The organism is Dyella sp. S184 (genome assembly GCF_009766065.1).
Taxonomy (GTDB): Bacteria; Pseudomonadota; Gammaproteobacteria; order Xanthomonadales; family Rhodanobacteraceae; genus Rhodanobacter.
In genome coordinates, this window is the sequence record NZ_LMUE01000002.1 from 1,315,933 (window position 1) to 1,336,803 (window position 20,871).

Here is a 20,871-nt window from a genome sequence, read left to right on the forward strand (position 1 = left end):
CGGCGCAATGCGCCGCCTTTGCTTTGCCCATCATTCCACGAAACGGCTCAGCCCGGCTCGACCACCGCTGGCAATTTTTCAATAGCCTCGCAGTCGACCCGCAGCTCGCCATCGCGCACGCTCAGGCGGACCCTGCCACCGTCGGCCAGCTTGCCGAACAGCAGTTCATCGGCCAGCGCACGCTTCACCTTTTCCTGGATCACCCGCGACATCGGCCGTGCGCCCATCTGCGGATCGAAACCATGCTCGGCCAGCCAGCGGCGGGCCTCTCCATCCACGTCCAGGCTCACCTGTTTCTCGGTCAACTGGCTTTCAAGCTCGATCAGGAACTTGTCGACCACGCGCAGGATGTGCTCGAAGTCGAGCGCACTGAACTGGATGATCGCGTCCAGCCGGTTGCGGAATTCCGGCGTGAAGATGCGGCGAATCACTTCCATCGCGTCCGACTCGTGCCTCTGCTCGACGAAACCCATGCTGCGCCGTGAAGCCAGCGCCGCGCCCGCGTTGGTGGTCATCACCACCACCACGTTCTTGAAGTTCGCCTCGCGGCCGTTGGTGTCGGTCAGTACGCCACGATCCATCACCTGCAACAGGATGTTGAACACATCCGGATGCGCCTTCTCGATCTCGTCCAGCAGCAGTACCGCATGCGGATGCTTGGTCACCGCCTCGGTCAGCAGGCCACCCTGGTCGAAACCGACATAGCCCGGAGGCGCGCCGACCAGCCGCGACACCGAATGACCTTCCATGTACTCGGACATGTCGAAGCGGATCATCTCGATGCCCAGCTGCATCGCCAGCTGCTTGGTCACTTCGGTCTTGCCCACGCCGGTGGGGCCGGCGAGCAGGAAGCACCCGATCGGCTTGGACGGATCGGCCAGCCCCGAACGGGCCATCTTGATCGACGCGGCCAGCGCCTCGATCGCCGGATCCTGGCCGAACACCACCATCTTGAGGTTGCGTTCCAGGTTGCGCAGTACGTCGCGATCCGACGCAGACACCTGCTTGGCCGGAATCCGCGCCATCTTGGCGATGATGTATTCGACCTCGCTCACATCGACCTTGCCGGTGCGCTGATCCAGCGGCAACAGTCGCTGGCGTGCACCCGCCTCGTCGATCACGTCGATCGCCTTGTCCGGCAGCAGGCGATCGGGAATGTGCTTCACCGACAGGTCCACCGCCGCCTTCAGCGCCTCATTGGTATAGGCGACGTGATGGTGCTCCTCGAAACGCGAGCGCAAGCCCTTGAGGATCTCGATGCTGTCGGCCACGGTCGGCTCGACCACGTCGATCTTCTGGAAACGGCGGGCCAGCGCGCGATCCTTCTCGAACACGCCACGGTATTCCTGGAATGTGGTGGAACCGATGCAGCGCAGTTCGCCCGAAGCCAGCATCGGCTTGATCAGGTTGCTGGCGTCCATGGTGCCACCCGACGCCGAACCGGCACCGATGATGGTGTGGATCTCGTCGATGAACAGAATCGAGCCCGGCTGCTTCTTCAGCTGTGCGATCACGCCCTTCAGGCGCTTCTCGAAATCGCCGCGGTACTTGGTGCCGGCGACCAGCGCACCCAGGTCCAGCGACCAGATCGTGGCGCTTTCCAGCACCTCCGGCACCTCGCCGTCGACGATGCGCTTGGCCAGACCCTCGGCCAGTGCTGTCTTGCCCACGCCGGCTTCGCCGACATACAGCGGGTTGTTCTTGCGCCGGCGGCACAGCACCTGGATCGTGCGCTCGATCTCGTCGGCGCGCCCGATCAGCGGGTCGATCTTGCCTTCCAGCGCCAACTCGTTGAGGTTGCTGGCGAACTCGTGCAGCGGATTGCCCTTCGGCTCACCGCCCTCCTCGCCTTCACGCTCGCTGCCACCGGACACGCCGGCCGCTGGCTCGTCGCCGATCTTGGCGATGCCGTGCGAGATGTAATTGACCACGTCGAGCCGGGTGATTTCCTGCTGGTGCATGAAATACACAGCGTGCGAGTCCTTCTCGCCGAAGATCGCCACCAGCACATTGGCGCCGGTGACCTCTTTCCGCCCGGAAGACTGCACGTGGTACACCGCGCGCTGCAGCACCCGCTGGAAGCCCAGCGTGGGCTGCGTATCGCGCTCGTCGCCGTGCGGCAGCACCGGCACGGTCTCGGTGATGATGCGTTCGAGTTCGGTCGACAGGCGTGGCAGATCCACGCCGCAGGCGCGCAGGGCGCCCACCGCCGACTGGTTTTCGGTCAGTGCCAGCAGCAGGTGCTCCACCGTCATGAACTCATGGCGCTGTTCGCGGGCCTGCTTGTAGCAATGGCCGATGGTGACTTCAAGATCCTTGCTGAACATTCGGATCGTCTCCGCTTGCAATGTTGAGCGGCCTTCAGCGCCGCGATGAGCACGAAATGGGGTCGCTCAGAGCTTTTCCATAGTGCACAACAATGGGTGCTGATGGGAACGTGAATATTCGTTTACATGGGTTACCTTGGTTTCGGCTACCTCGCGGGTAAATACACCACATACGCCCTTGCCGCGCGTATGTACATGCAACATCACCTGCACTGCCTGCTCCTGGTCCAGGTTGAAAAAGCCGCGTAGCACCTCGACCACGAAATCCATCGGGGTGAAGTCATCATTCAGCAGCAGCACCTGAAAAAGCGGTGGTCGCGCCACTTCAGGCTTGGCGGTTTCCAGCGCCAGTCCGCGGCCGCTGTCGTGCTCATGTTCGGATTCGTGGGCCATGGTTTCTTGGGTATTCGATCTCTGATACGAAGTATACGCCGCAGGGGATGCACCACCGCAGCGATGGCTCCGCATGAGGTAATGGCACAATGGCCGCTTTTCCAGTGCCTTGCTGAACACTAAATGGCTGATTCCCCATCCACCACCGAGATCTGGCGCCCGCATGTGACCGTGGCCTGCGTGGTAGCCGACGGCGACCGCTACCTTATGGTCGAGGAAGAGGTCAACGGCAGGCTTGCCTACAACCAGCCCGCCGGCCATCTGGACGACGGTGAAAGTCTGCTTGCCGCCGCCGTGCGCGAAACGCTGGAGGAAACCGGTTGGACGGTGGCACTGCAGCACCTGATCGGCGTGCATCAGTGGCGCAGCACCGAGCATGGCGATGCGGTGATCCGTTTCAGCTTTGCCGCGCGGGCCATGAGCCATGATCCGGCGCGTCCACTGGACACTGGCATAAGTCGGGCGTTGTGGCTGACCCGTGCCGAAATCGCCGCCCTGGGTGTGCGCCTGCGCAGCCCGCTGGTGTTGCTCAGTATCGATGCGTGGCTGGCCGGGCAGCGACTGCCGCTGGACACCTTGGACTATGTCTCCGCGGATGGCAACGCATGAAGGTGATGCTCGGCATCTCCGGCGGCGTCGACTCTTCGGTCGCGGCCCTGCTGCTGCAACAGGCCAGCCATGAGGTCGAAGGCCTGTTCATGCAGAACTGGGAGGAAGACGAGCGCAGCGGCCCGTGCACTACTGACGCCGATCGCAAGGACGCTGTAGCCGTCTGCGGCCGGCTCGGCATTCCGTTCCACGCACGCAATTTCGCCGCCGAGTACTGGGACGGTGTATTCGAGCACTTCCTCGCCGAATATCGCGTCGGGCGCACGCCGAATCCCGACGTGCTGTGCAACCGCGAGATCAAGTTCAAGACCTTTCTGGACGAAGCCCACGCACTGGGTGCCGAGAAGATCGCCACCGGCCACTATGCCCGCGTCGATTTTCACGAAGGTCGTTATCGCCTGCTGCGTGCCGTCGACGCCGCCAAGGACCAGAGCTATTTCCTGCATGCGCTGGGCCAGCAGCAACTGGGCGCCACGCTGTTTCCGCTTGGCGAGATCGAGAAGCCCCGCGTGCGCGAACTGGCGCGCGAGGCGGCACTGCCTACACATGCCAAGAAGGACTCCACCGGCATCTGCTTCATCGGCGAGCGCGATTTCCGCAGCTTCCTCGCCCAGTACATCCCGGCCCGCTCCGGCGAGATGCGCACGCCCACTGGCGAGCTGATCGGGGAGCACCAGGGCGTGATGTATTACACGCTGGGCCAGCGCAACGGGCTGGGCATCGGCGGCCGCCATGGTGCCAGTGGTGAGGCTTGGTACGTGGTCGGCAAGGATGTGGCGGCGAATGTGCTGTACGTCGCCCAGGGCGGCGAGAATCACTGGCTGTATTCCCGGCGGCTGCTGACCGAAACACCCAGCTGGGTCGCCGGTACCGCGCCATCCGACCACTTCCGTTGCACCGCCCGCACCCGTTATCGCCAGTCGGACCAGGCTTGCGTCGTCAGCGTTCGCGATGACGGCCTCGAGGTGTGCTTCGACGAACCGCAGCGGGCAGTCACCCCGGGACAATCCGTGGTCCTCTATGATGGTGATGCCTGTCTCGGCGGCGCGGTGATCGCCGCCACCGATGCACCTTACGGTGGCTTGCTGCCAGCGTTCACTCCTTCCACGACACCTACTGCAAGAGAACCGCAACCCCGTGCTTGAAATTTTTTCCATGAATGAAGAGCGCGTGCTCTCCCTCGCCGGCCTGTTCCAGGCCTGTGCACTAGCGCAGCAACTGGCCAACGAGGGGCGTTGCGACGAAGGTGCGATGGAAGCCAGCGTGGCCAGCGTGTTCCGCATCGACGCGCCGTCGGTCGTCGGCGTGTACGGCAATATCTCCAACGTGCGGATCGGACTGCGCAACCTGATCGCGCAGCTCGACGAGAGCGACCGCGACATGTCGGTTACCCGGATGGTAGTTACCGTGATGCGGCTGGAGCGCAGCCTGACCAGCCGGCCGGAACTGCTCGAGAAGTTGCAGCAGGGCATTGTCGCTGCGCAACGGCAGGTCGAGCATTTCGGCCAGGATTCGGCGCAGGTCACCAGCCGGCTGGCCGAGTTGTACGCGTCCACCCTGTCCACGCTGAAACCGCGGGTGATGGTCAGCGGCAATCCGCAGCTGTTGCAGCAATCTGCTGTAGTGGAAAAGGTACGCGCCAACCTGCTGGCTGCGGTACGTTCGGCGGTGCTGTGGCGACAGGTTGGTGGTCGCCAGTGGCAACTGCTGCTGTACCGGCGTCGGTGCAGCATGCTGGCGCGTGGCCTGCTGACCGGGGCGACGCTGGATAACGGCTGACTTGTGGATGACCTGCTATCGACCAGGGCGTCCTTGAAAAGGTACTCACAAGCTTGGTTGTCCAGAATGTGCCGGAATTGCCCAAAAACAGAGCCGTGGCTCGCAGGTAACCGACGTGCACATACTGCTTGTGGAAGACGACAACCAGCTGGGTGAAGCGATCCGGCATGCACTGGTACAGCAGTCCTATGCGGTGACTTGGCTGCGTGACGGCAAGGAGGCCGCGCGCGCATTGCGCGATCCCACCGCGGACCTCGTGCTGCTTGATCTCGGCCTGCCCGGTATGGACGGCATGGACGTACTGCTCGAGGCACGCCGGGATGGCGTGAAGACGCCCATCCTCGTGATGACCGCCCGGGATGCCCTGGAAACACGCATCCGCGGTCTGGATATCGGCGCCGACGACTACCTGGTCAAGCCCTTTCACGTCGGCGAACTGGTGGCACGTATCCGTTCGCTCACGCGGCGCGTGCGTGGCCTTGCCGAAAACCTGATCGAAGCCGGCGGCATGCGGCTGAACCTGGCCTCGGCCGAGGTGGAGTTCCGTGGCAACCAGATCAGCCTGACCCGGCGCGAATTCGCGCTGCTGCAGACCCTGATGGAGCATGCTGGCCACATCGTCCGGCGCGAAGCGCTGGAGAACTCGGTCTACGGGCTGGACACCGTGGTGGAACGCAATGCGATCGAGGTCCAGGTGCACTGGCTGCGCCGCAAACTGTGTCCCGAAGCGATCCGTACCGTACGCGGCATTGGCTACATGATTCCACGCGAACCCAAATGAACGAACCCCAATGAGAACGGCAAGCCTGCGCACGCGACTGACCTGGCTGATCATCGCCGTGCAGGTAGGCGTGCTGATTCCGCTGGGGGTGTTGAGCTACCAGCGCGAACTGCGTGAGATGGGTTACCTGCTTGACGGACGCTTGGCGCAGGCTGGCCGCACGGTGGGATCGCTGCTCGAACACCTGCCGTCATCCACCATGCCGGGCTCGCCGGATATCGCGTTGAGTGCGGAGAACCTGCACAACGCCGTGATGGTGCGGGTCCACCAGCGCAACTACGAACCCGAAGTGGGTTTCCAGGCCTATAGCGCCAGCGGCAAGCTGCTGGCCGCCACGACCAATTTTGTCGCCCTGCCGGCGCCGACGACCGCAGAGCGCGGTTTCCATGACCTCCAGATTGAAGACCGGGCATGGCGCACCTTCACGCTGCAGAACCACTCCGGGCTGGTCATACGCATCGGCGAACGCTATGACAACCGCAATGAAATCACCCGCGCGCTGGTCATGGAGCACAGTCTTCCGCTGCTGATCGGCCTGCCGCTGCTCGCGCTGCTGGCGGGCCTGGCCGTCAAGCGCGGCTTGCGCCCGCTGGCCTTGCTCACGGAACAGCTGGCAACGCGTACGCCGGGAAGCCGTCAGCCGGTCGCAGTCGATCACACGCCACGCGAGATCACACCACTCGTGGTGACGCTGAACCAGCAGCTCGAGCGTCTGGAAGACACGATCGAACGCGAACACCGGTTCGCCAGCGACGTGGCGCATGAGCTGCGCACGCCACTGACCGCCTCGATGATCCACATTGAAAACGCCCTGATCGCCAAGGGCCCCGCTGAGATCGAATTCACACTGCACAGCGCACAACAAAGCCTGACCCGGCTGGCGCGCAGGATCGAGCAGATCCTGGCACTCGCCCGACTGGAAGCAGGTGCCGCCTCACAACAGCGGGTACGCCTCAACCTAATCGCCCTGGCCACCGAAGTCATCGAAGAACTGGCCCCCGTGATCGCCGAGAAGGACATCGCATTCAGCCTCAATCACGACGTGGATGCGTTGTGGGTGCAGGGTCACGAAGCCGCGCTGACGGCAATGTTCCGCAACCTGATCGAGAATGCCCTGCGCTATACCGGCCAGGAAGGCCGCGTCGAGGTATCGATCGATATCGTGGACCATGAGACGGTGATCAGCATCTGCGATGACGGCCCGGGCATTCCCGCCGAGCGCAGGGACGTGGTCTTCGAACGCTTCCACCGCGCCACCGAGACCGAATCCCGTGGCTATGGCCTGGGACTCAGCATCGTCCAGCGTGCGATCGAACTGCATGGCGCCCGTATCGAACTGCTTGCCTCGCCTTTCGGCCATGGGCTGCAGGTGCGCATCCATATGGCTGCGGCGACGGCATAGCCGTCACTTTAGGCTGCGTCCAAACCGAATGCCGCATGACTGCGCCGGCGTTCGCGGGGTTGGCAAAAGGTTGCCACAAGGCTGGCTTGCGATCATGCATGGCGTCAGTTTGATGCTGCCCCAGCAACGTTCCAAGTCATCCCTATGAAACAAACCTGTCGAGTGAATGCGCCCAGTCTTCCCTGACCCGGCACCCCGTCCCCGCACTCCATCCGCGACGGAATGATGCAAAGCGTTTTCGTCACGTATTAAGTGCCCGTCACACCGATGCTTCCGGAAACATACCCATGCTTGGTCTAGTTCGCCTGGCGCTGTCACGGCCCTACACCTTCATCGTGCTGGCGCTGCTCATCCTGATCGCCGGGCCGCTGGCCGCGCTGCGTACCCCCACCGACATCTTCCCGAACATCGGCATCCCGGTGATCAGCGTGGTGTGGACCTACAAGGGCATGCCACCGGACCAGATGTCCGGCCGCATCATCTATTACTACGAGCGCACGCTGACCACCTCGGTCAACAACATCGAGCACATCGAGTCGCAGTCGCTGCCTGGTGCCGGCGTGGTGAAGATCTTCTTCCAGCCCGGGACCGACATCCGCACCGCGACCGCGCAAGTCACCTCGATCTCGCAGACGGTGGTGAAACAGATGCCACCCGGCATCACGCCACCACTGATCCTCAACTACAACGCCTCGACCGTGCCGGTGCTGCAGATGGCACTGTCGAGCAAGACATTGTCCGAATCGAAGATCCGTGACATCGCACAGAACGATGTGCGCACCGTGCTGACCTCGGTGGATGGCGTGGCGATCCCGACGCCTTACGGCGGCAAGCAGCGCCAGATCACGCTGGATCTTGACCCGCAGGCGCTCGATGCCAAGGGGCTGTCGGCACAGGACGTTGCCAGTGCACTGGCCGCGCAAAACCAGATCGTCCCGGTCGGTACCGCCAAGATCGGAACTTACGAATACAACGTAAAGCTCAACAACAGCCCGACCGCGTTCGCTGCGCTGAACAACCTGCCGATCAAGACGGTCGACGGCGCGACCATCACGATCGGTGAGGTAGCCCATGTGCGCGACGGCTCGCCACCACAGAACAACGTGGTGCGCGTGGATGGCAAGCGTGCAGTACTTATGCCCATCCTGAAAACCGGCAGCGCATCGACGCTGTCCGTGGTTGCCGGCGTCAAGAAGTTGATGCCGCTGATCGAGGAGACGATGCCGCCGTCGCTGAAAATCTCGATGCTCGACGACCAGTCGGTCTTCGTGAAATCGGCGATTGTCTCGGTGGCGCGCGAAGGCATCATCGCGGCGTTGCTGACCTCGGTGATGATTTTGGTCTTTCTGGGTAGCTGGCGCTCCACCGTCATCATCGCGGTCTCGATCCCGCTGTCGATCCTGTCCTCGATCGCTCTGCTCTCGTTGACCGGGCAAACCCTCAACATCATGACACTTGGTGGCCTGGCGCTCGCGGTGGGTATCCTGGTCGACGATGCCACGGTGACCATCGAGAACATCAACTGGCATCTCGAACAGGGCAAGGATGTGCACTCGGCGATCATGGATGGCGCCAGGCAGATCGTCACGCCCGCGTTCGTGTCGCTGTTGTGTATCTGCATCGTGTTCGTGCCGATGTTCATGCTCAATGGCATCGCCGGCTTCCTGTTCCGCCCGATGGCGCTGGCGGTGATCTTCGCGATGGCCTCATCGTTCGTACTGTCGCGCACGCTGGTGCCGACGATGGCGATGTACCTGCTCAAGCCGCACGACACCGAGAAGGGGGTTGGCGATCACCCCGAGGACACTTACATCAACCACCACGAGGGCGACCAGCATCACGCTACCCGGCACGTAATCGTGCGCAAGATGATCGCCTTCCAGCTCGCCTTCGAACATCGCTTCACAATGATTCGCGATGTTTACTACGCCACTCTCAGCGCAGCGATGGCGCGGCAGAAGCTCTTCATCATCGGTTTCCTGGCATTCGTGCTGGTGTCATTCGCGCTGGTGCCGTTCCTCGGCCGCGACTTTTTCCCGGATGTCGACGCCGGCTCGATCGCACTGCATGTGCGTGCGCCGATGGGCACCCGCATCGAAGAAACCGCCGCCGAGTTCGATCGCATCGAAGCTGCGATCCGCAAGGTGATTCCGCCCAATCAGCTGGACAGCGTGATCGACAACATTGGCCTGCCCTTGAGCAGCGTCAACCTGGTCTACAGCAACACCGGCACCATCGGGCCGGAGGACGGCGACATCCAGGTCGCGCTGAAGGAAGGCCACCAGCCCACCGCCGAATTCGTGAAGAAACTGCGCGCCGTGCTGCCGAAGGAATTCCCTGGCAGCCAGTTTGCGTTCCTGCCGGCCGACATGACCAGCCAGATCCTTAACTTCGGTGCACCAGCACCGCTGGACGTATCGATCGCCGGCCGCAACAGCGCCGCGAATGAAGCCTATGCAATGCAGATCATGACGCGTCTCAAGGCGGTGCCTGGCATTGCCGACGTGCGCCTGCAACAGAGCACCAGCTACCCGCAGTTGAACGTGCATGTCGATCGGACCCGCGCCGATGCGCTGGGCATCACCGAAGGCGACGTCACCAACAGCATGGTCTCTACGCTGGCCGGCAGTGGTCAGGTGGCACCCGCGTTCTGGCTGGATCCAAAGAATGGCGTTTCCTACGCCATCGTGGCAGCTACACCGCAGTACAAGATGGATTCGATGGCCGACCTGGCGCGGTTGCCGGTGACCTCATCCGGCAACAAGGGTAGCCAGATGCTGGGCGGTATCGCCAGCTTCACACGGGAACCCAGTGCAGCGGTGGTATCGCATTACAACATCCTGCCTGTTTTCGATATCTACGCATCCGTGCAGGACCGCGATCTCGGCGCGGTCGCCGCCGGCGTGAACAAGGTACTGGCCGACTTCGCCAAGACCCGGCCCAAGGGCACCATGGTGACCCTGCGTGGCCAGGTCGGCACGATGAACGAGGCTTTCAGCGGACTGCTGTTCGGCCTGCTCGGTGCGGTGGTGATGATCTACCTGCTGATCGTGGTGAACTTCCAGTCGTGGCTCGATCCCTTCGTGATCATCACCGCCCTGCCCGCGGCGCTGGCCGGCATTGTCTGGATGCTGTTCGCCAGCCACACCACATTGTCGGTTCCAGCACTGACCGGTGCCATCATGTGCATGGGCGTTGCTACGGCAAACTCGATCCTGGTGGTGAGCTTCTGCCGCGAGCGGCTGGAGGTGCATGGCGATCCGATCAAGGCAGCGCTTGAAGCCGGCTTCACCCGTTTCCGCCCGGTCTGCATGACCGCACTGGCGATGATCATCGGCATGCTGCCGATGGCGCTGAGCCATGAACAGAACTCGCCACTGGGCCGTGCCGTCATCGGCGGCCTGCTGTTCGCCACGTTCGCCACGCTGCTGTTCGTGCCGGTGATTTTCAGCATCGTGCATGCCAACGATGAGCAACGCTCACCTTCCGCCGTACCCATGCTTGGAGAAGATCCCCATGTCGCATAACGCCGCGCCGCATAACGTCGGCGAGTCGGGAAAGCGCCCGCCGCGTCTCAAACTCGCCATCATCGTCTTCCTCTGCGTGGCCGTGCTGGTGACGATGATCGGACTCGTTGTGCGCGCCTACGATTACCACCGACTGGCGAAGTGGACCGATGCGCAGGAGCTGCCCACCGTACAGCTGGCTGCGCCATTGGGCTCGGCGGACACACATCAGACGACGCTGCCCGGCCATGTCGAGGCCTGGATCAGCGCACCGATCTATGCCCGCGTCAGCGGCTATCTGAAGAGCTGGAGCAAGGACATAGGCAGCACGGTCAAGGCCGGCGACACGTTGGGCATCATCGATACGCCCGAACTGGATCAGCAATTCGATCAGGCCCAGGCCGAGCTGGTTCGCGCCAAGGCGGACGAACGGCTGGCACAAGTCACCAGCAAGCGCTGGCAGCATCTGCTGACATCCAACTCGGTATCCAAGCAGGAAGCCGATGAAAAGAGTGGCCAGGCCGAGGTTGCTGCCGCGAATGTGCTCTCGGCCCAGGCCGATGTCGATCGGCTGGCCGCACTGGAAGGATTCAAGCACATCACTGCGCCGTTCAACGGCACGGTCACCAGCCGCAATACGGACATTGGCGACCTGATCTCCGCCACCAGCGAGAACAGCCCGGCATTGTTCACCGTGGCCGATACCAGCAAGATGCGCCTCTATGTGCGCGTTCCACAGGGCTATGCATCGTCGATCAAACCCGGCATGAAGGTCACCTTGAACGTGCTCGAACACCCCGGCGTGACCTATACGGGCACGCTGATCGGATCATCCGGCTCGGTCAACCAGGCATCGGGTTCGCTGCTGGCGCAGTTCGAGATACGGAATCAGGATGCCGCGCTGCTGCCAGGCGACTATGCGGAAGTGCATCTGCCGATTGCGATCAGCAGCCGGATGATCACGGTGCCATCGACCGTGCTGATCTTCCGCGCCGCGGGACCGCAGGTGGCCGTACTCGGACCGGATGATCGCGTGCAGCTGCACGATGTGCATATCGCGATGGATCTGGGCGATGCGCTGGAAATCGACCAGGGCCTGCTGCCGTCGGACAAGATCATCGATCATCCGCCGGATTCATTGATGCAGGGCGACCAGGTACATGTCGCCGCCATGGCGAAGGAGAACGTCGCGCATGAACAGCCCAAGGCAGAATGACTCCATGCTGAGCAAGCCTCCAGTCAACCGCCACACGGCCGCCTGGCGGACCTGTTGCCGCCGTATCCTGCCCGGTTGCCTGATGCTGGCTTTGGCCGGCTGTTCACTGGCGCCGACGTACCAGCGCCCGGCGATGGCCATCCCGGCGGCCTACAAGGATCACTCGGGACTGTGGACGCAGGCCACGCCGGGCGACATGCAGTCGCGCGGCGACTGGTGGAAGATCTTCGGTGATTCCACCCTGGATGGGTTGGAGACCCGCCTCGACCAGGCCAACCCGTCACTGGCGGTCGCGCTGGCGCGCTATGACATCGCCACCGCCTATGAGGGCGAAGTCCGTTCGCAACTGTTCCCCCAAATCGGCGCGGAGGCCAGTCCGACCAATAACCGCCAGTCCAACAACCGGCCCTTGCGCGGCAGTAACCAACCCGATGAATACGAGGCCAACACGGCGCAGCTCTCTGCGGGCTACGATCTGGATCTGTGGGGCCGCATCCGCAACGAAGTCGCCGCCGGCAACGCGCAGGCCCAGGCCGCCGATGCGGATCTCGCCTCGGCGAAACTGAGCCTGGAATCGCAGCTTGCTGATCAGTACATACTTCTGCGCGGCTATGACATCCAGGCGCATATCATCGATGGTTCGCTCGATGAGTACCGCAAAGGGCTGACGACGACCGAGAACCGTTTTGCCGGCGGTATTGCCTCCGGCCTGTCGGTTTCCCGCGCAAAAACCCAGTTGTCCGATGCGATGGCCCAGGCCGCCGAGGTGACCGCGCAACGTGCCCTCGCCGAACATGCCATCGCCAGCCTGGTCGGCGAACCGGCATCCAGCTTTTCCCTGCCCGCATCGGATGTCCAGATCGGCCTGCCGGAGATTCCGGTGGGCATCCCGTCAACACTGCTCGAGCGTCGGCCGGATATCGCCGCTGCGGAACGTCGCACTTTTGCCGCGAATGCGGATATCGGCGTGGCGCGCGCCGCCTTCTATCCCGATTTCAGCCTTTCCGCGATCCTGGGTTGGCAGAACACCGGCAATGGCAGCCTGCTGAGCGCCGGCAACCGCATGTGGGCGCTGGGCCCGCTGGCCTCGCTGAACCTCTTCGACGGTGGCCTGCTGCGAGCCAAGGAACGCAAAGCGCAGGCCGAATTCGATGAAGCTGCGGGGCAATATCGCGCAACCGTACTGAATGCCTTTCAGCAGGTGGAAGACAACCTGTCGCTGCTCACGAACCTGAGTCGCGAAGCCCATGATGAAGACGCTGCTGCCGACGCTGCCAAGGATTCTGCACAGATCGCCACCAACCGCTACAGCGAAGGCATCGTCAATTATCTGGACGTCGTCACTGCGCAGACCAGCTACCTTCAGGCCGCGCGCAATGCCGAACAAGTGCGCATGCGCCGGTTGCAGGCCAGTGTGGACCTGATCCGTGCCTTGGGCGGTGGCTGGACCAGCGCGCAGATGAAGGACTCGCCCCACGGCCACGCGGTGGCCGCGGCGCGTTGACGGACCGGAGGCCCGGCTTGATGCCGGTCTCGCTGCCACGCGCTTGTCTCCATCTAGCGCAAAAGCAAACGGCGGCCCATGGCCGCCGTTTTCCATCCCTGGGTCAAACTCCCTTGCGATAACTCTAGATAAGTTCAGTCTCGATGGGTTCAGCTTGCCATGCCGCTGTGACTGTTTCCGGTCAGCGGCATGACAGATATGTCGCCGTCGATCAGAACTTGTAGGTGAGCATCACGCGGTTGTAGGTGAACGACTGGTTGCCCGGATTCAGGTTGTTGATGCCGCCCGAGGATTTTTCCCAGCGATCGCGGATCTGGAAACCTTTGAGGAAGCCGCTGAAGTTGTAGATGATGTCAAAGTAGGTGTCGTGGAAGTTGCCATTCAGATCGGTGGTGTATTTGGCGTAAGCACCAACCAACTGCAGACTGTTGTCGAAGAAGCCGTAGGTCATCTTGGCCTTCCACGCGTGACCCGGGCCAGCTTCCACCAGACCACGAATCATCGAGGTGGTGTACAGCGGATCCGTGGCGTAATTGGCGGTGAACGGCGAGATGATCGAACCGTCGCCGATAACCGAGCCGGTCTCCTGCTCTACCTTGTTGTAGAACACATCGAAGCGGCCGTTCGGGATCACGACGCCAAGGTCGGCGCCCCAGGCACGGCTCTGCACGTCGGTACCGGCAATGCCGTTGATCTTGAGCTTGTTTGCCACCAGCACATTGTCGGAACCGCCGCCATTCTCGGTCAGGCCCTGAAAGCCAATGACCGGATCGAAGCCCGTATCGGTTTTGAAGACATAGCTGCCGTCGGCGTAGCCCATGCGCGCAAAATCGAGGAAGTCGTAGTACCAGCCCTGCGCCTTCAGGCCGCCGTTGACGTACGTGCTACCCAAAGCCCACGTGCCGCTGGTCTGTTTCGCCGTCAGCGGCAAGCCCTGGTTACCGCCGTAAAGCGTGTCGCCCTGATAGGCACTGTTGTAGTAGTTGTTGTCATTGAAATAGTCATCGGACGTGCGGCTCTTGTAGCTGAGTTCACGGATACCGATGATGTTCCAGCCGGCCACCGGCGTGAAAACAGCGCTCAGGGCTTCGTACGAGTTCGGCAGCAGGCGGCCATCGCTGTTGCCCATCCACGGCGTATTCAGATACTGATAACCAGCCTTCACGTTGACCCAGCTGTTCGCGTACTGCAGGTACGCCTGGCTCAGCGCCGTCAACGAGTCGCTGGCACCCATCAGCGTGGTATCGACCCGCTTCGGATTGTCGGCAAGCGAGCCCAACGCATTCGCGCTGACCAGCGACGCGCCGGCACTGAAGCCATCCAGCGAGGCGGTCTGCGCATTGAGCAGGATCGAGCCACCAAAGGCCCGGGCACTCGGCTTCGCAGCAACATCGTAGTCATAGCTACGGTTGAAGTCGTACAGACGAAGCTCACCATCCACATGACCCTGAGTGAAAAGGTCACTGGCGGAATTGATAGTGCTGTCATCGGCGTGCGCGCTGACACTGAGTGTGCCGAGCACGGCAGCGATGGCTACGGCGACGAGTTTGTTACGCATGATCTGAAGCTCCGCATCGGGGACAAGAATGTCGTTCTACGGCGCTTTACCCATGGCTGTTACGAGCCATAGGCGGCTCAGCTGCACCGCTCTTGTATTAAGTTTGTGTGATGAATGTGACACTCACGTAAATCGCAAATGACAATCGGATTACAGTGCGGCAGCGCATGTCATAACGAAAACTCTTGCGCCAGATCAGCCCATGTTCGTGTGGCCGCCGTCGGCCAGCCCCAGATAATCCTCACGAAATCCCTAACCCAGCAAAGAGCCGAAGGGTGAGCACCCACGCAACGCACCTCATTAGAAGATAGGGCCAGCGCATGAGGGCCTGGAAGCTGCTGTTATGCTTGCTCGATGCCTGATTCCTCTTACCGTCCCCCCGTGCGCATGGCCGAGCGTTTCCGCGGCTTTCTCCCCGTCGTGGTTGATGTCGAAACCGGCGGTTTCGATGCCGAACATGACGCCCTGCTGGAAATCGCCGCTATCCCGTTGACGATGGACGCAGACGGCTGCATGCGCCTGCAACCGGTAGTGTCGACGCACGTGGAACCGTTTCCCGGCGCGAACCTGGACCCGCGCTCGCTGGAAATTACCGGCATCGATCCTTACAACCCATTGCGTGGCGCACTCGCCGAGCGGCTGGCGCTGGATCACATCTTCCATGTGGTGCGCGAGGCGGTACGCGAGGCCGGTTGCCAGCGCGCCATCCTGGTGGGCCACAATGCCGCATTCGACCTGGGATTCCTCAACCAGGCGGTACGTCGCACCGGCCACAAGCGCAATCCGTTTCACCCGTTCAGCTGCTTCGACACGGTCAGTTTCGGCGGCCTTGCCTATGGACAGACCGTACTCAGCAAGGCGGTACTGGCGGCTGGCTTGTCGTTTGACAGCCGCGAGGCACACTCAGCTGTCTATGACGCGGAACGTACCGCCGAACTTTTTTGCGAAGTAGTCAATCGCTGGCGCCAACTGGAGCTGCTTGATCAAGCCCGCGGGAGCGGGCTTGATGCCGCCTGAAATGAGGCGCAGGCTGGGGTTTCAGGGTTAGTCGGATGCATTCCACGAAGTTACTGTGACAATCCGTCGACAGCTGTCATCTGAATGAAACATTGATTACATCCAATGGCAACACCAAGGGCCTGAAATGGCGGGGTCTCATCCGACTTCCCCAAGGAGCTACCGTGTTGAACTCCAGCAAATTTCCGATTCGCATCGCTGCCATTGCTGCGCTTGCTGTGACCTCGAGCTTCGGCATGGCCGCGCAGGCCACCGACATCACCGGTGCCGGCTCCAGCTTCGTCTATCCGGTCATGTCCAAGTGGTCGGCCGCCTATGCCGAGAAGACCGGCAACCACCTCAACTACCAGTCGGTCGGCTCCGGCGCCGGTATTGCACAGATCAAGGAAGGCACCATCGACTTCGGCGCCTCCGACGCCCCGATGAAGGCGGAAGACCTGCAGACGCTCGGCCTCGGCCAGTTCCCGATCGTGGTCGGCGGCATCGTGCCGGTGGTCCACATCGCCGGCGTGCAGGCTGACCAGATCAAGCTGGACGGCGCCACCCTGGCCGACATCTTCCTCGGCAAGATCAACAACTGGAACGATCCGAAGATCGCCGCGTTGAACGCCGGCTTGAAGATTCCGGCCGGCAAGATCACCGTCGTGCATCGTTCGGACGGTTCGGGCACTTCGTTCAACTTCACCAACTTCCTGTCCAAGGTCAGCCCGGAGTGGGCCGCCAAGGTGAAGTTCGGCACCGCCGTGGAATGGCCGGCCGGCGTGGGCGGCAAGGGCAATGAAGGCGTGTCGCAGTACGTGAACCAGATTCCGGGCGCGATCGGCTACGTCGAATACGCCTACGCCGTGAAGAACAAGATCGCCTGGGTCGACATGAAGAATGCCGCTGGCAACTTCATCAAGCCGAATGCCGATGCGTTCGCTGCCGCAGCCGCCACCGCGGATTGGGCTTCAGCCAAGGACTTCAACCTGATCATGACCAATGCACCGGGCGCCAAGGCGTGGCCGATCACCGCCACTACCTGGATGATCATGTACAAGACGCCGAAGAATCCGATCAACACCAAGGTCGCGTTCGACTTCTTCAAGTGGTCGCTTGAGCATGGCCAGCCGGATGCCGTAGCACTGGACTATGTGCCGCTGCCGGCTGCCCTGGTCAGCAAGATCGAGGCTTACTGGGCTTCCGATTTCAAACATTGAGCCACGCCGGGATGGCCTGGATGACCAGGCCATCCCAGTCAGCCGTACCAGTGCGAGGCCGTCCTCTCCGGAGGGCGGCTTTCCGCTGAAATGAATCATCTACAGCGCATGCCGTATTGAACGCTTCACCGAGGACTGCATCGCACATGTCAGCTCAACCCGGCACCATCGCGCCTTCGCTCATCCAGGAGCAGCGCAGTCGCCGCGACGCCCGTCACGAGCGGTTGTTCCGCTGGCTGCTGAAGGGCTGCGCCCTGCTGGTGCTGGCCTCCCTGCTCGGCGCCGCCGGTGCCACGCTATGGGGCGGCCGCAGTGCCTTTGCCACGTTCGGCTGGCACTTCCTGGTCAGTACGACGTGGGATCCAGGCAATGATGTCTACGGTGCGCTGGTGCCGGTGTACGGCACCATCGCCACGTCCCTGATCGCGTTGCTGATCGCCGTGCCGGTGAGCTTCGGCATCGCTCTCTATCTTTCCGAGGTGGCGCCCGCCTGGTTGCGCACGCCAGTGGCTTCAGCGATCGAACTGTTGGCCGGCATCCCCTCGATCATCTACGGCATGTGGGGCCTGTTCATCTTCGCCCCGTTCTTTGCCAACCACATCAAGCCTTGGTTGACCAACAACCTTGGCGACCAGCCCGATGACGGAAAGCTGTCGTGGGTGGCCCAGCATGTACCGTTCGTAGGCAAGCTGTTCGGCAGCAGCTATCCGTTCGGCGCCAGCATCCTGGTTGCGGGCATCGTGCTGGCGATCATGATCATCCCGTTCATTTCCTCGGTGATGCGCGAGGTGTTCCAGACCGTACCGACCCGGCTCAAGGAATCAGCCTATGCGCTCGGTTCCAGCACCTGGGAAGTCTCGTGGGACATCGTGCTGCCGTATACGCGCTCGGCGGTGATCGGTGGCATCTTCCTCGGCCTCGGCCGCGCGCTGGGCGAAACGATGGCGGTGACCTTCGTGCTCGGCAACGCCATGCAGTTGTCGGCCTCGCTGCTCGATCCCGGCACGTCGATCGCCTCGACCATCGCGAACCAGTTCAGCGAAGCCTCGGGCCTGCAGAAATCCTCGCTGATGGCGCTGGCCTTCCTGCTGTTCGTGGTCACCTTCTTCGTACTGCTGATCGCCCGGTTCATGCTGCGCCAGCTGGCCAAAAAGGAAGGTAGCTGATGAGCACGATCTATCTGCGCCGACGCATCACAAACTGGCTCGCGATGGGGCTGAGCATGCTGGCCACCCTGATCGGCCTGGCGTTCCTCGCCTGGATCCTGTGGGAAACCCTGCGCCAGGGCATCGGCGCGCTGAATCTGAAGCTGTTCACCAGGATCACCGCCAACGGCGGCGATGGCGGCCTCTCCAACGCGATGGTCGGCAGCCTGATCATCAACTTCATCGGCATCGCGATCGCCACGCCGATCGGCGTGCTCGCCGGCACCTGGCTGGCGGAATATGCCAACCGCACCAAGCTGGGCGAGTCGATCCGTTTTCTCAACGACATCCTGCTGTCGGCACCATCGATCGTGATGGGCCTGTTCGTCTACACCATCATCGTGCTGCCGACCACGGTGCTCACCCACGGATCGACCACCTTCTCCGGCTTTGCCGGCGGCGTGGCGCTGGCGCTGATTGCCTTGCCCGTGATCGTGCGCACCACCGACGAGATGCTGCGGCTGGTGCCCTCCACCTTGCGCGAAGCGGCGCTGTCACTCGGCGTACCGCAGTGGAAGCTGACCTTGCAGATCCTGATTCGCGCGGCGCGCTCCGGCATCATCACCGGCGTGCTGCTGGCGCTGGCGCGGATCAGCGGCGAGACTGCACCGCTGCTGTTCACCGCGTTCGGCAACAACTACATGACGGTCAATCCGATCGACAAGATGTCCAGCCTGCCGCAGATCATCTACCAGTACGCCAACGATCCAGGCGATGACATGCATGCCCTTGCCTGGGCCGGCGCCTTTGTGGTCACCATGTTCGTGCTGCTGCTCAGCCTTTCCTCCCGCCTGGTCCTTTCCCGCAACAAGGTGTCCCATGACTGATTCCACCGTCGCCACGAATCCGGCGCAGGTGGCGGCCACATCGGCTGTCGCGCCCAAGCTCACCGTGCGCGACCTGCACTTCTACTACAACGGTTTCCATGCGCTGAAAGGCATCAACATGGACATCCCGGAGAAGAAGGTCACCGCGATCATCGGGCCCTCCGGCTGCGGCAAGTCCACCCTGCTGCGCATCTTCAACCGCATTTACGCGATCTACCCGAAGCTCGAGGCCAAGGGCGAGATCGTGCTGGATGACGAGAATATCCTCGACCCTGGCTATTCGATGAATCGCCTGCGCAGCAAGGTCGGCATGGTGTTCCAGAAACCGGTGCCGTTCCCGATGACGATTTTCGAGAACGTCGCCTATGGCATCCGCCACCACGAGAAACTGTCCAAGGCCGACATGACGGCCCGCGTCGAGCAGGCGCTGCGCAGCGCCGCGCTGTGGGACGAGGTGAAGGACAAGCTCAAGCAGAACGCACTCGGACTCTCCGGTGGCCAGCAGCAACGCCTGTGCATCGCCCGCGCGATCGCACTCAAGCCTGAAGTGCTGCTGCTGGACGAGCCCACCTCGGCGCTCGACCCGATCGCCACCGGCCGCATCGAGCAATTGGTCGAAGAACTGAAGAACGAGTTCACCATCGTCATCGTCACCCACAACATGCAGCAGGCGGCGCGCTGCTCCGACCTCACTGCATTCATGTACATGGGCGAGCTGATTGAGTTCGACGGCACCGAAAAAATCTTCACCAAGCCGGGCAAGAAGCAGACCGAGGATTACATCACCGGCCGCTTCGGCTGATCACACAGGACATCACCATGAGCGGCAGCAGCAAAGAACACATCATCAAGAGCTATGACGACGAACTGACCCGGCTCACCGGCGAGATCGTGCGCATGGGCGAGTTGTCGGTAAGCCAGCTGGAAGCAGCAATCGACGTGGTCGAACGTCGCGACGAGCGTGCTGCCCAGCGCGTGGTCGGCAACGACGATGCGATCGATCTGCTCGAGCAGGAAATCAGCCACGACGTGGTACGTCTGTTGGCGCTGCGCGCTCCGATGGCCGGCGACTTGCGCAACGTGTTTGCCGCGCTGCGCATCGCCGCCGACATCGAGCGCATCGGCGACTACGCCGCCAACGTGGCCAAGCGTTCGATCCCGCTATCGATGGTCGCTCCGGTAGGCCCTGTCGGTGGCCTGGGCTATCTGGCTGAGCTGGCCGCTACCGAAGTACGCGAGGTGCTGGAGGCCTATCGCGATCGCGATGCCGAGCGCGCTTACCAGGTGTGGAAAGACGACGTGGTGCTGGACGAGGCCTATACCGGCTACTTCCGCCAGCTGCTCACCTACATGATGGAAGACCCACGCAACATCACGCCGTGTACGCATCTGTTGTTCATGGCCAAGAACATCGAGCGCATCGGTGACCATGCCACCAACATCGCCGAGAACGTGTGGTTCCAGGTCACCGGCGAGCCGCTGAACAAGCAGCGCAGCAAGGGCGATCTCACCTCGAATCCGGAAATGACCAAGCTGGGCGAATAGCCT

General features: G+C 62.2%; 17 protein-coding genes. 14 read left to right on the forward strand and 3 right to left on the reverse strand.

What is annotated here, in order from left to right; genetic code table 11:
* Window positions 1-47: 47 nt before the first annotated feature.
* Window positions 48-2,327: an ATP-dependent Clp protease ATP-binding subunit ClpA gene (gene clpA / locus GSQ75_RS05770; protein ID WP_158753514.1), complete on the reverse strand. Its 2,280-nt coding sequence runs from the start codon at window positions 2,325-2,327 to the stop codon at window positions 48-50.
* A gap of 66 nt (window positions 2,328-2,393) precedes the next feature.
* A complete protein-coding gene (gene clpS / locus GSQ75_RS05775; RefSeq protein ID WP_158753515.1) occupies window positions 2,394-2,720 on the reverse strand; it encodes an ATP-dependent Clp protease adapter ClpS in 327 nt (108 codons plus the stop codon).
* 123 nt (window positions 2,721-2,843) lie between these two features.
* Here clpS and GSQ75_RS05780 point away from each other — a divergent pair, with 123 nt between their 5' ends.
* The 8 genes from GSQ75_RS05780 (at window position 2,844) to GSQ75_RS05815 (ending at window position 13,517) form a co-directional block, all read left to right on the forward strand.
* Window positions 2,844-3,329 (forward strand): NUDIX hydrolase, encoded by a 486-nt coding sequence (locus tag GSQ75_RS05780; RefSeq protein ID WP_158753516.1) that lies wholly within the window; start codon window positions 2,844-2,846, stop codon window positions 3,327-3,329.
* On the forward strand, window positions 3,326-4,474 hold the full coding sequence (gene mnmA, locus GSQ75_RS05785; RefSeq protein ID WP_158753517.1) for a tRNA 2-thiouridine(34) synthase MnmA: 1,149 nt from the start codon (window positions 3,326-3,328) through the stop codon (window positions 4,472-4,474). The genes GSQ75_RS05780 and mnmA overlap by 4 nt, the downstream gene beginning before the upstream one ends.
* A 10-nt stretch (window positions 4,475-4,484) precedes the next feature.
* Entirely contained in the window at window positions 4,485-5,108 is a 624-nt protein-coding gene (gene hflD / locus GSQ75_RS05790) for a high frequency lysogenization protein HflD (protein WP_158753518.1), read from the forward strand.
* A 115-nt stretch (window positions 5,109-5,223) separates the two neighbouring features.
* Complete coding sequence (locus tag GSQ75_RS05795; RefSeq protein ID WP_158753519.1) at window positions 5,224-5,889, forward strand: response regulator transcription factor; 666 nt, start codon at window positions 5,224-5,226, stop codon at window positions 5,887-5,889.
* A gap of 10 nt (window positions 5,890-5,899) precedes the next feature.
* A complete protein-coding gene (locus GSQ75_RS05800; RefSeq protein WP_158753520.1) occupies window positions 5,900-7,291 on the forward strand; it encodes an ATP-binding protein in 1,392 nt (463 codons plus the stop codon).
* 287 nt (window positions 7,292-7,578) lie between these two features.
* Complete coding sequence (locus GSQ75_RS05805) at window positions 7,579-10,818, forward strand: efflux RND transporter permease subunit (RefSeq protein ID WP_158753521.1); 3,240 nt, start codon at window positions 7,579-7,581, stop codon at window positions 10,816-10,818.
* Window positions 10,808-12,013, forward strand: coding sequence for an efflux RND transporter periplasmic adaptor subunit (locus GSQ75_RS05810; protein WP_158753522.1), 1,206 nt, complete (start codon window positions 10,808-10,810; stop codon window positions 12,011-12,013). The genes GSQ75_RS05805 and GSQ75_RS05810 overlap by 11 nt, the downstream gene beginning before the upstream one ends.
* A 4-nt stretch (window positions 12,014-12,017) precedes the next feature.
* Complete coding sequence (locus GSQ75_RS05815) at window positions 12,018-13,517, forward strand: efflux transporter outer membrane subunit (RefSeq protein WP_158753523.1); 1,500 nt, start codon at window positions 12,018-12,020, stop codon at window positions 13,515-13,517.
* A gap of 211 nt (window positions 13,518-13,728) precedes the next feature.
* On the opposite strand, the gene GSQ75_RS05820 is transcribed toward GSQ75_RS05815, so the two are convergent.
* Window positions 13,729-15,075, reverse strand: a complete 1,347-nt coding sequence (locus GSQ75_RS05820; protein ID WP_158753524.1) for a hypothetical protein — start codon at window positions 15,073-15,075, stop codon at window positions 13,729-13,731.
* 354 nt (window positions 15,076-15,429) lie between these two features.
* Between GSQ75_RS05820 and rnt the strand changes: the two genes are divergently transcribed.
* From rnt to phoU, 6 genes are all read left to right on the forward strand, one after another.
* Window positions 15,430-16,092, forward strand: coding sequence for a ribonuclease T (rnt, locus tag GSQ75_RS05825; RefSeq protein WP_158753525.1), 663 nt, complete (start codon window positions 15,430-15,432; stop codon window positions 16,090-16,092).
* Between the two features lie 167 nt (window positions 16,093-16,259).
* Window positions 16,260-17,291, forward strand: a complete 1,032-nt coding sequence (pstS, locus tag GSQ75_RS05830; RefSeq protein WP_174236700.1) for a phosphate ABC transporter substrate-binding protein PstS — start codon at window positions 16,260-16,262, stop codon at window positions 17,289-17,291.
* A gap of 146 nt (window positions 17,292-17,437) precedes the next feature.
* Window positions 17,438-18,457, forward strand: a complete 1,020-nt coding sequence (gene pstC / locus GSQ75_RS05835) for a phosphate ABC transporter permease subunit PstC (RefSeq protein WP_158753527.1) — start codon at window positions 17,438-17,440, stop codon at window positions 18,455-18,457.
* Entirely contained in the window at window positions 18,457-19,323 is an 867-nt protein-coding gene (gene pstA / locus GSQ75_RS05840) for a phosphate ABC transporter permease PstA (protein WP_158753528.1), read from the forward strand. Before pstC ends, pstA begins: the two co-directional genes overlap by 1 nt.
* Window positions 19,316-20,125, forward strand: coding sequence for a phosphate ABC transporter ATP-binding protein PstB (pstB, locus tag GSQ75_RS05845; RefSeq protein WP_158753529.1), 810 nt, complete (start codon window positions 19,316-19,318; stop codon window positions 20,123-20,125). Before pstA ends, pstB begins: the two co-directional genes overlap by 8 nt.
* Window positions 20,126-20,142: 17 nt before the next feature.
* Window positions 20,143-20,868, forward strand: a complete 726-nt coding sequence (gene phoU / locus GSQ75_RS05850; protein ID WP_158753530.1) for a phosphate signaling complex protein PhoU — start codon at window positions 20,143-20,145, stop codon at window positions 20,866-20,868.
* Window positions 20,869-20,871: the final 3 nt, after the last annotated feature.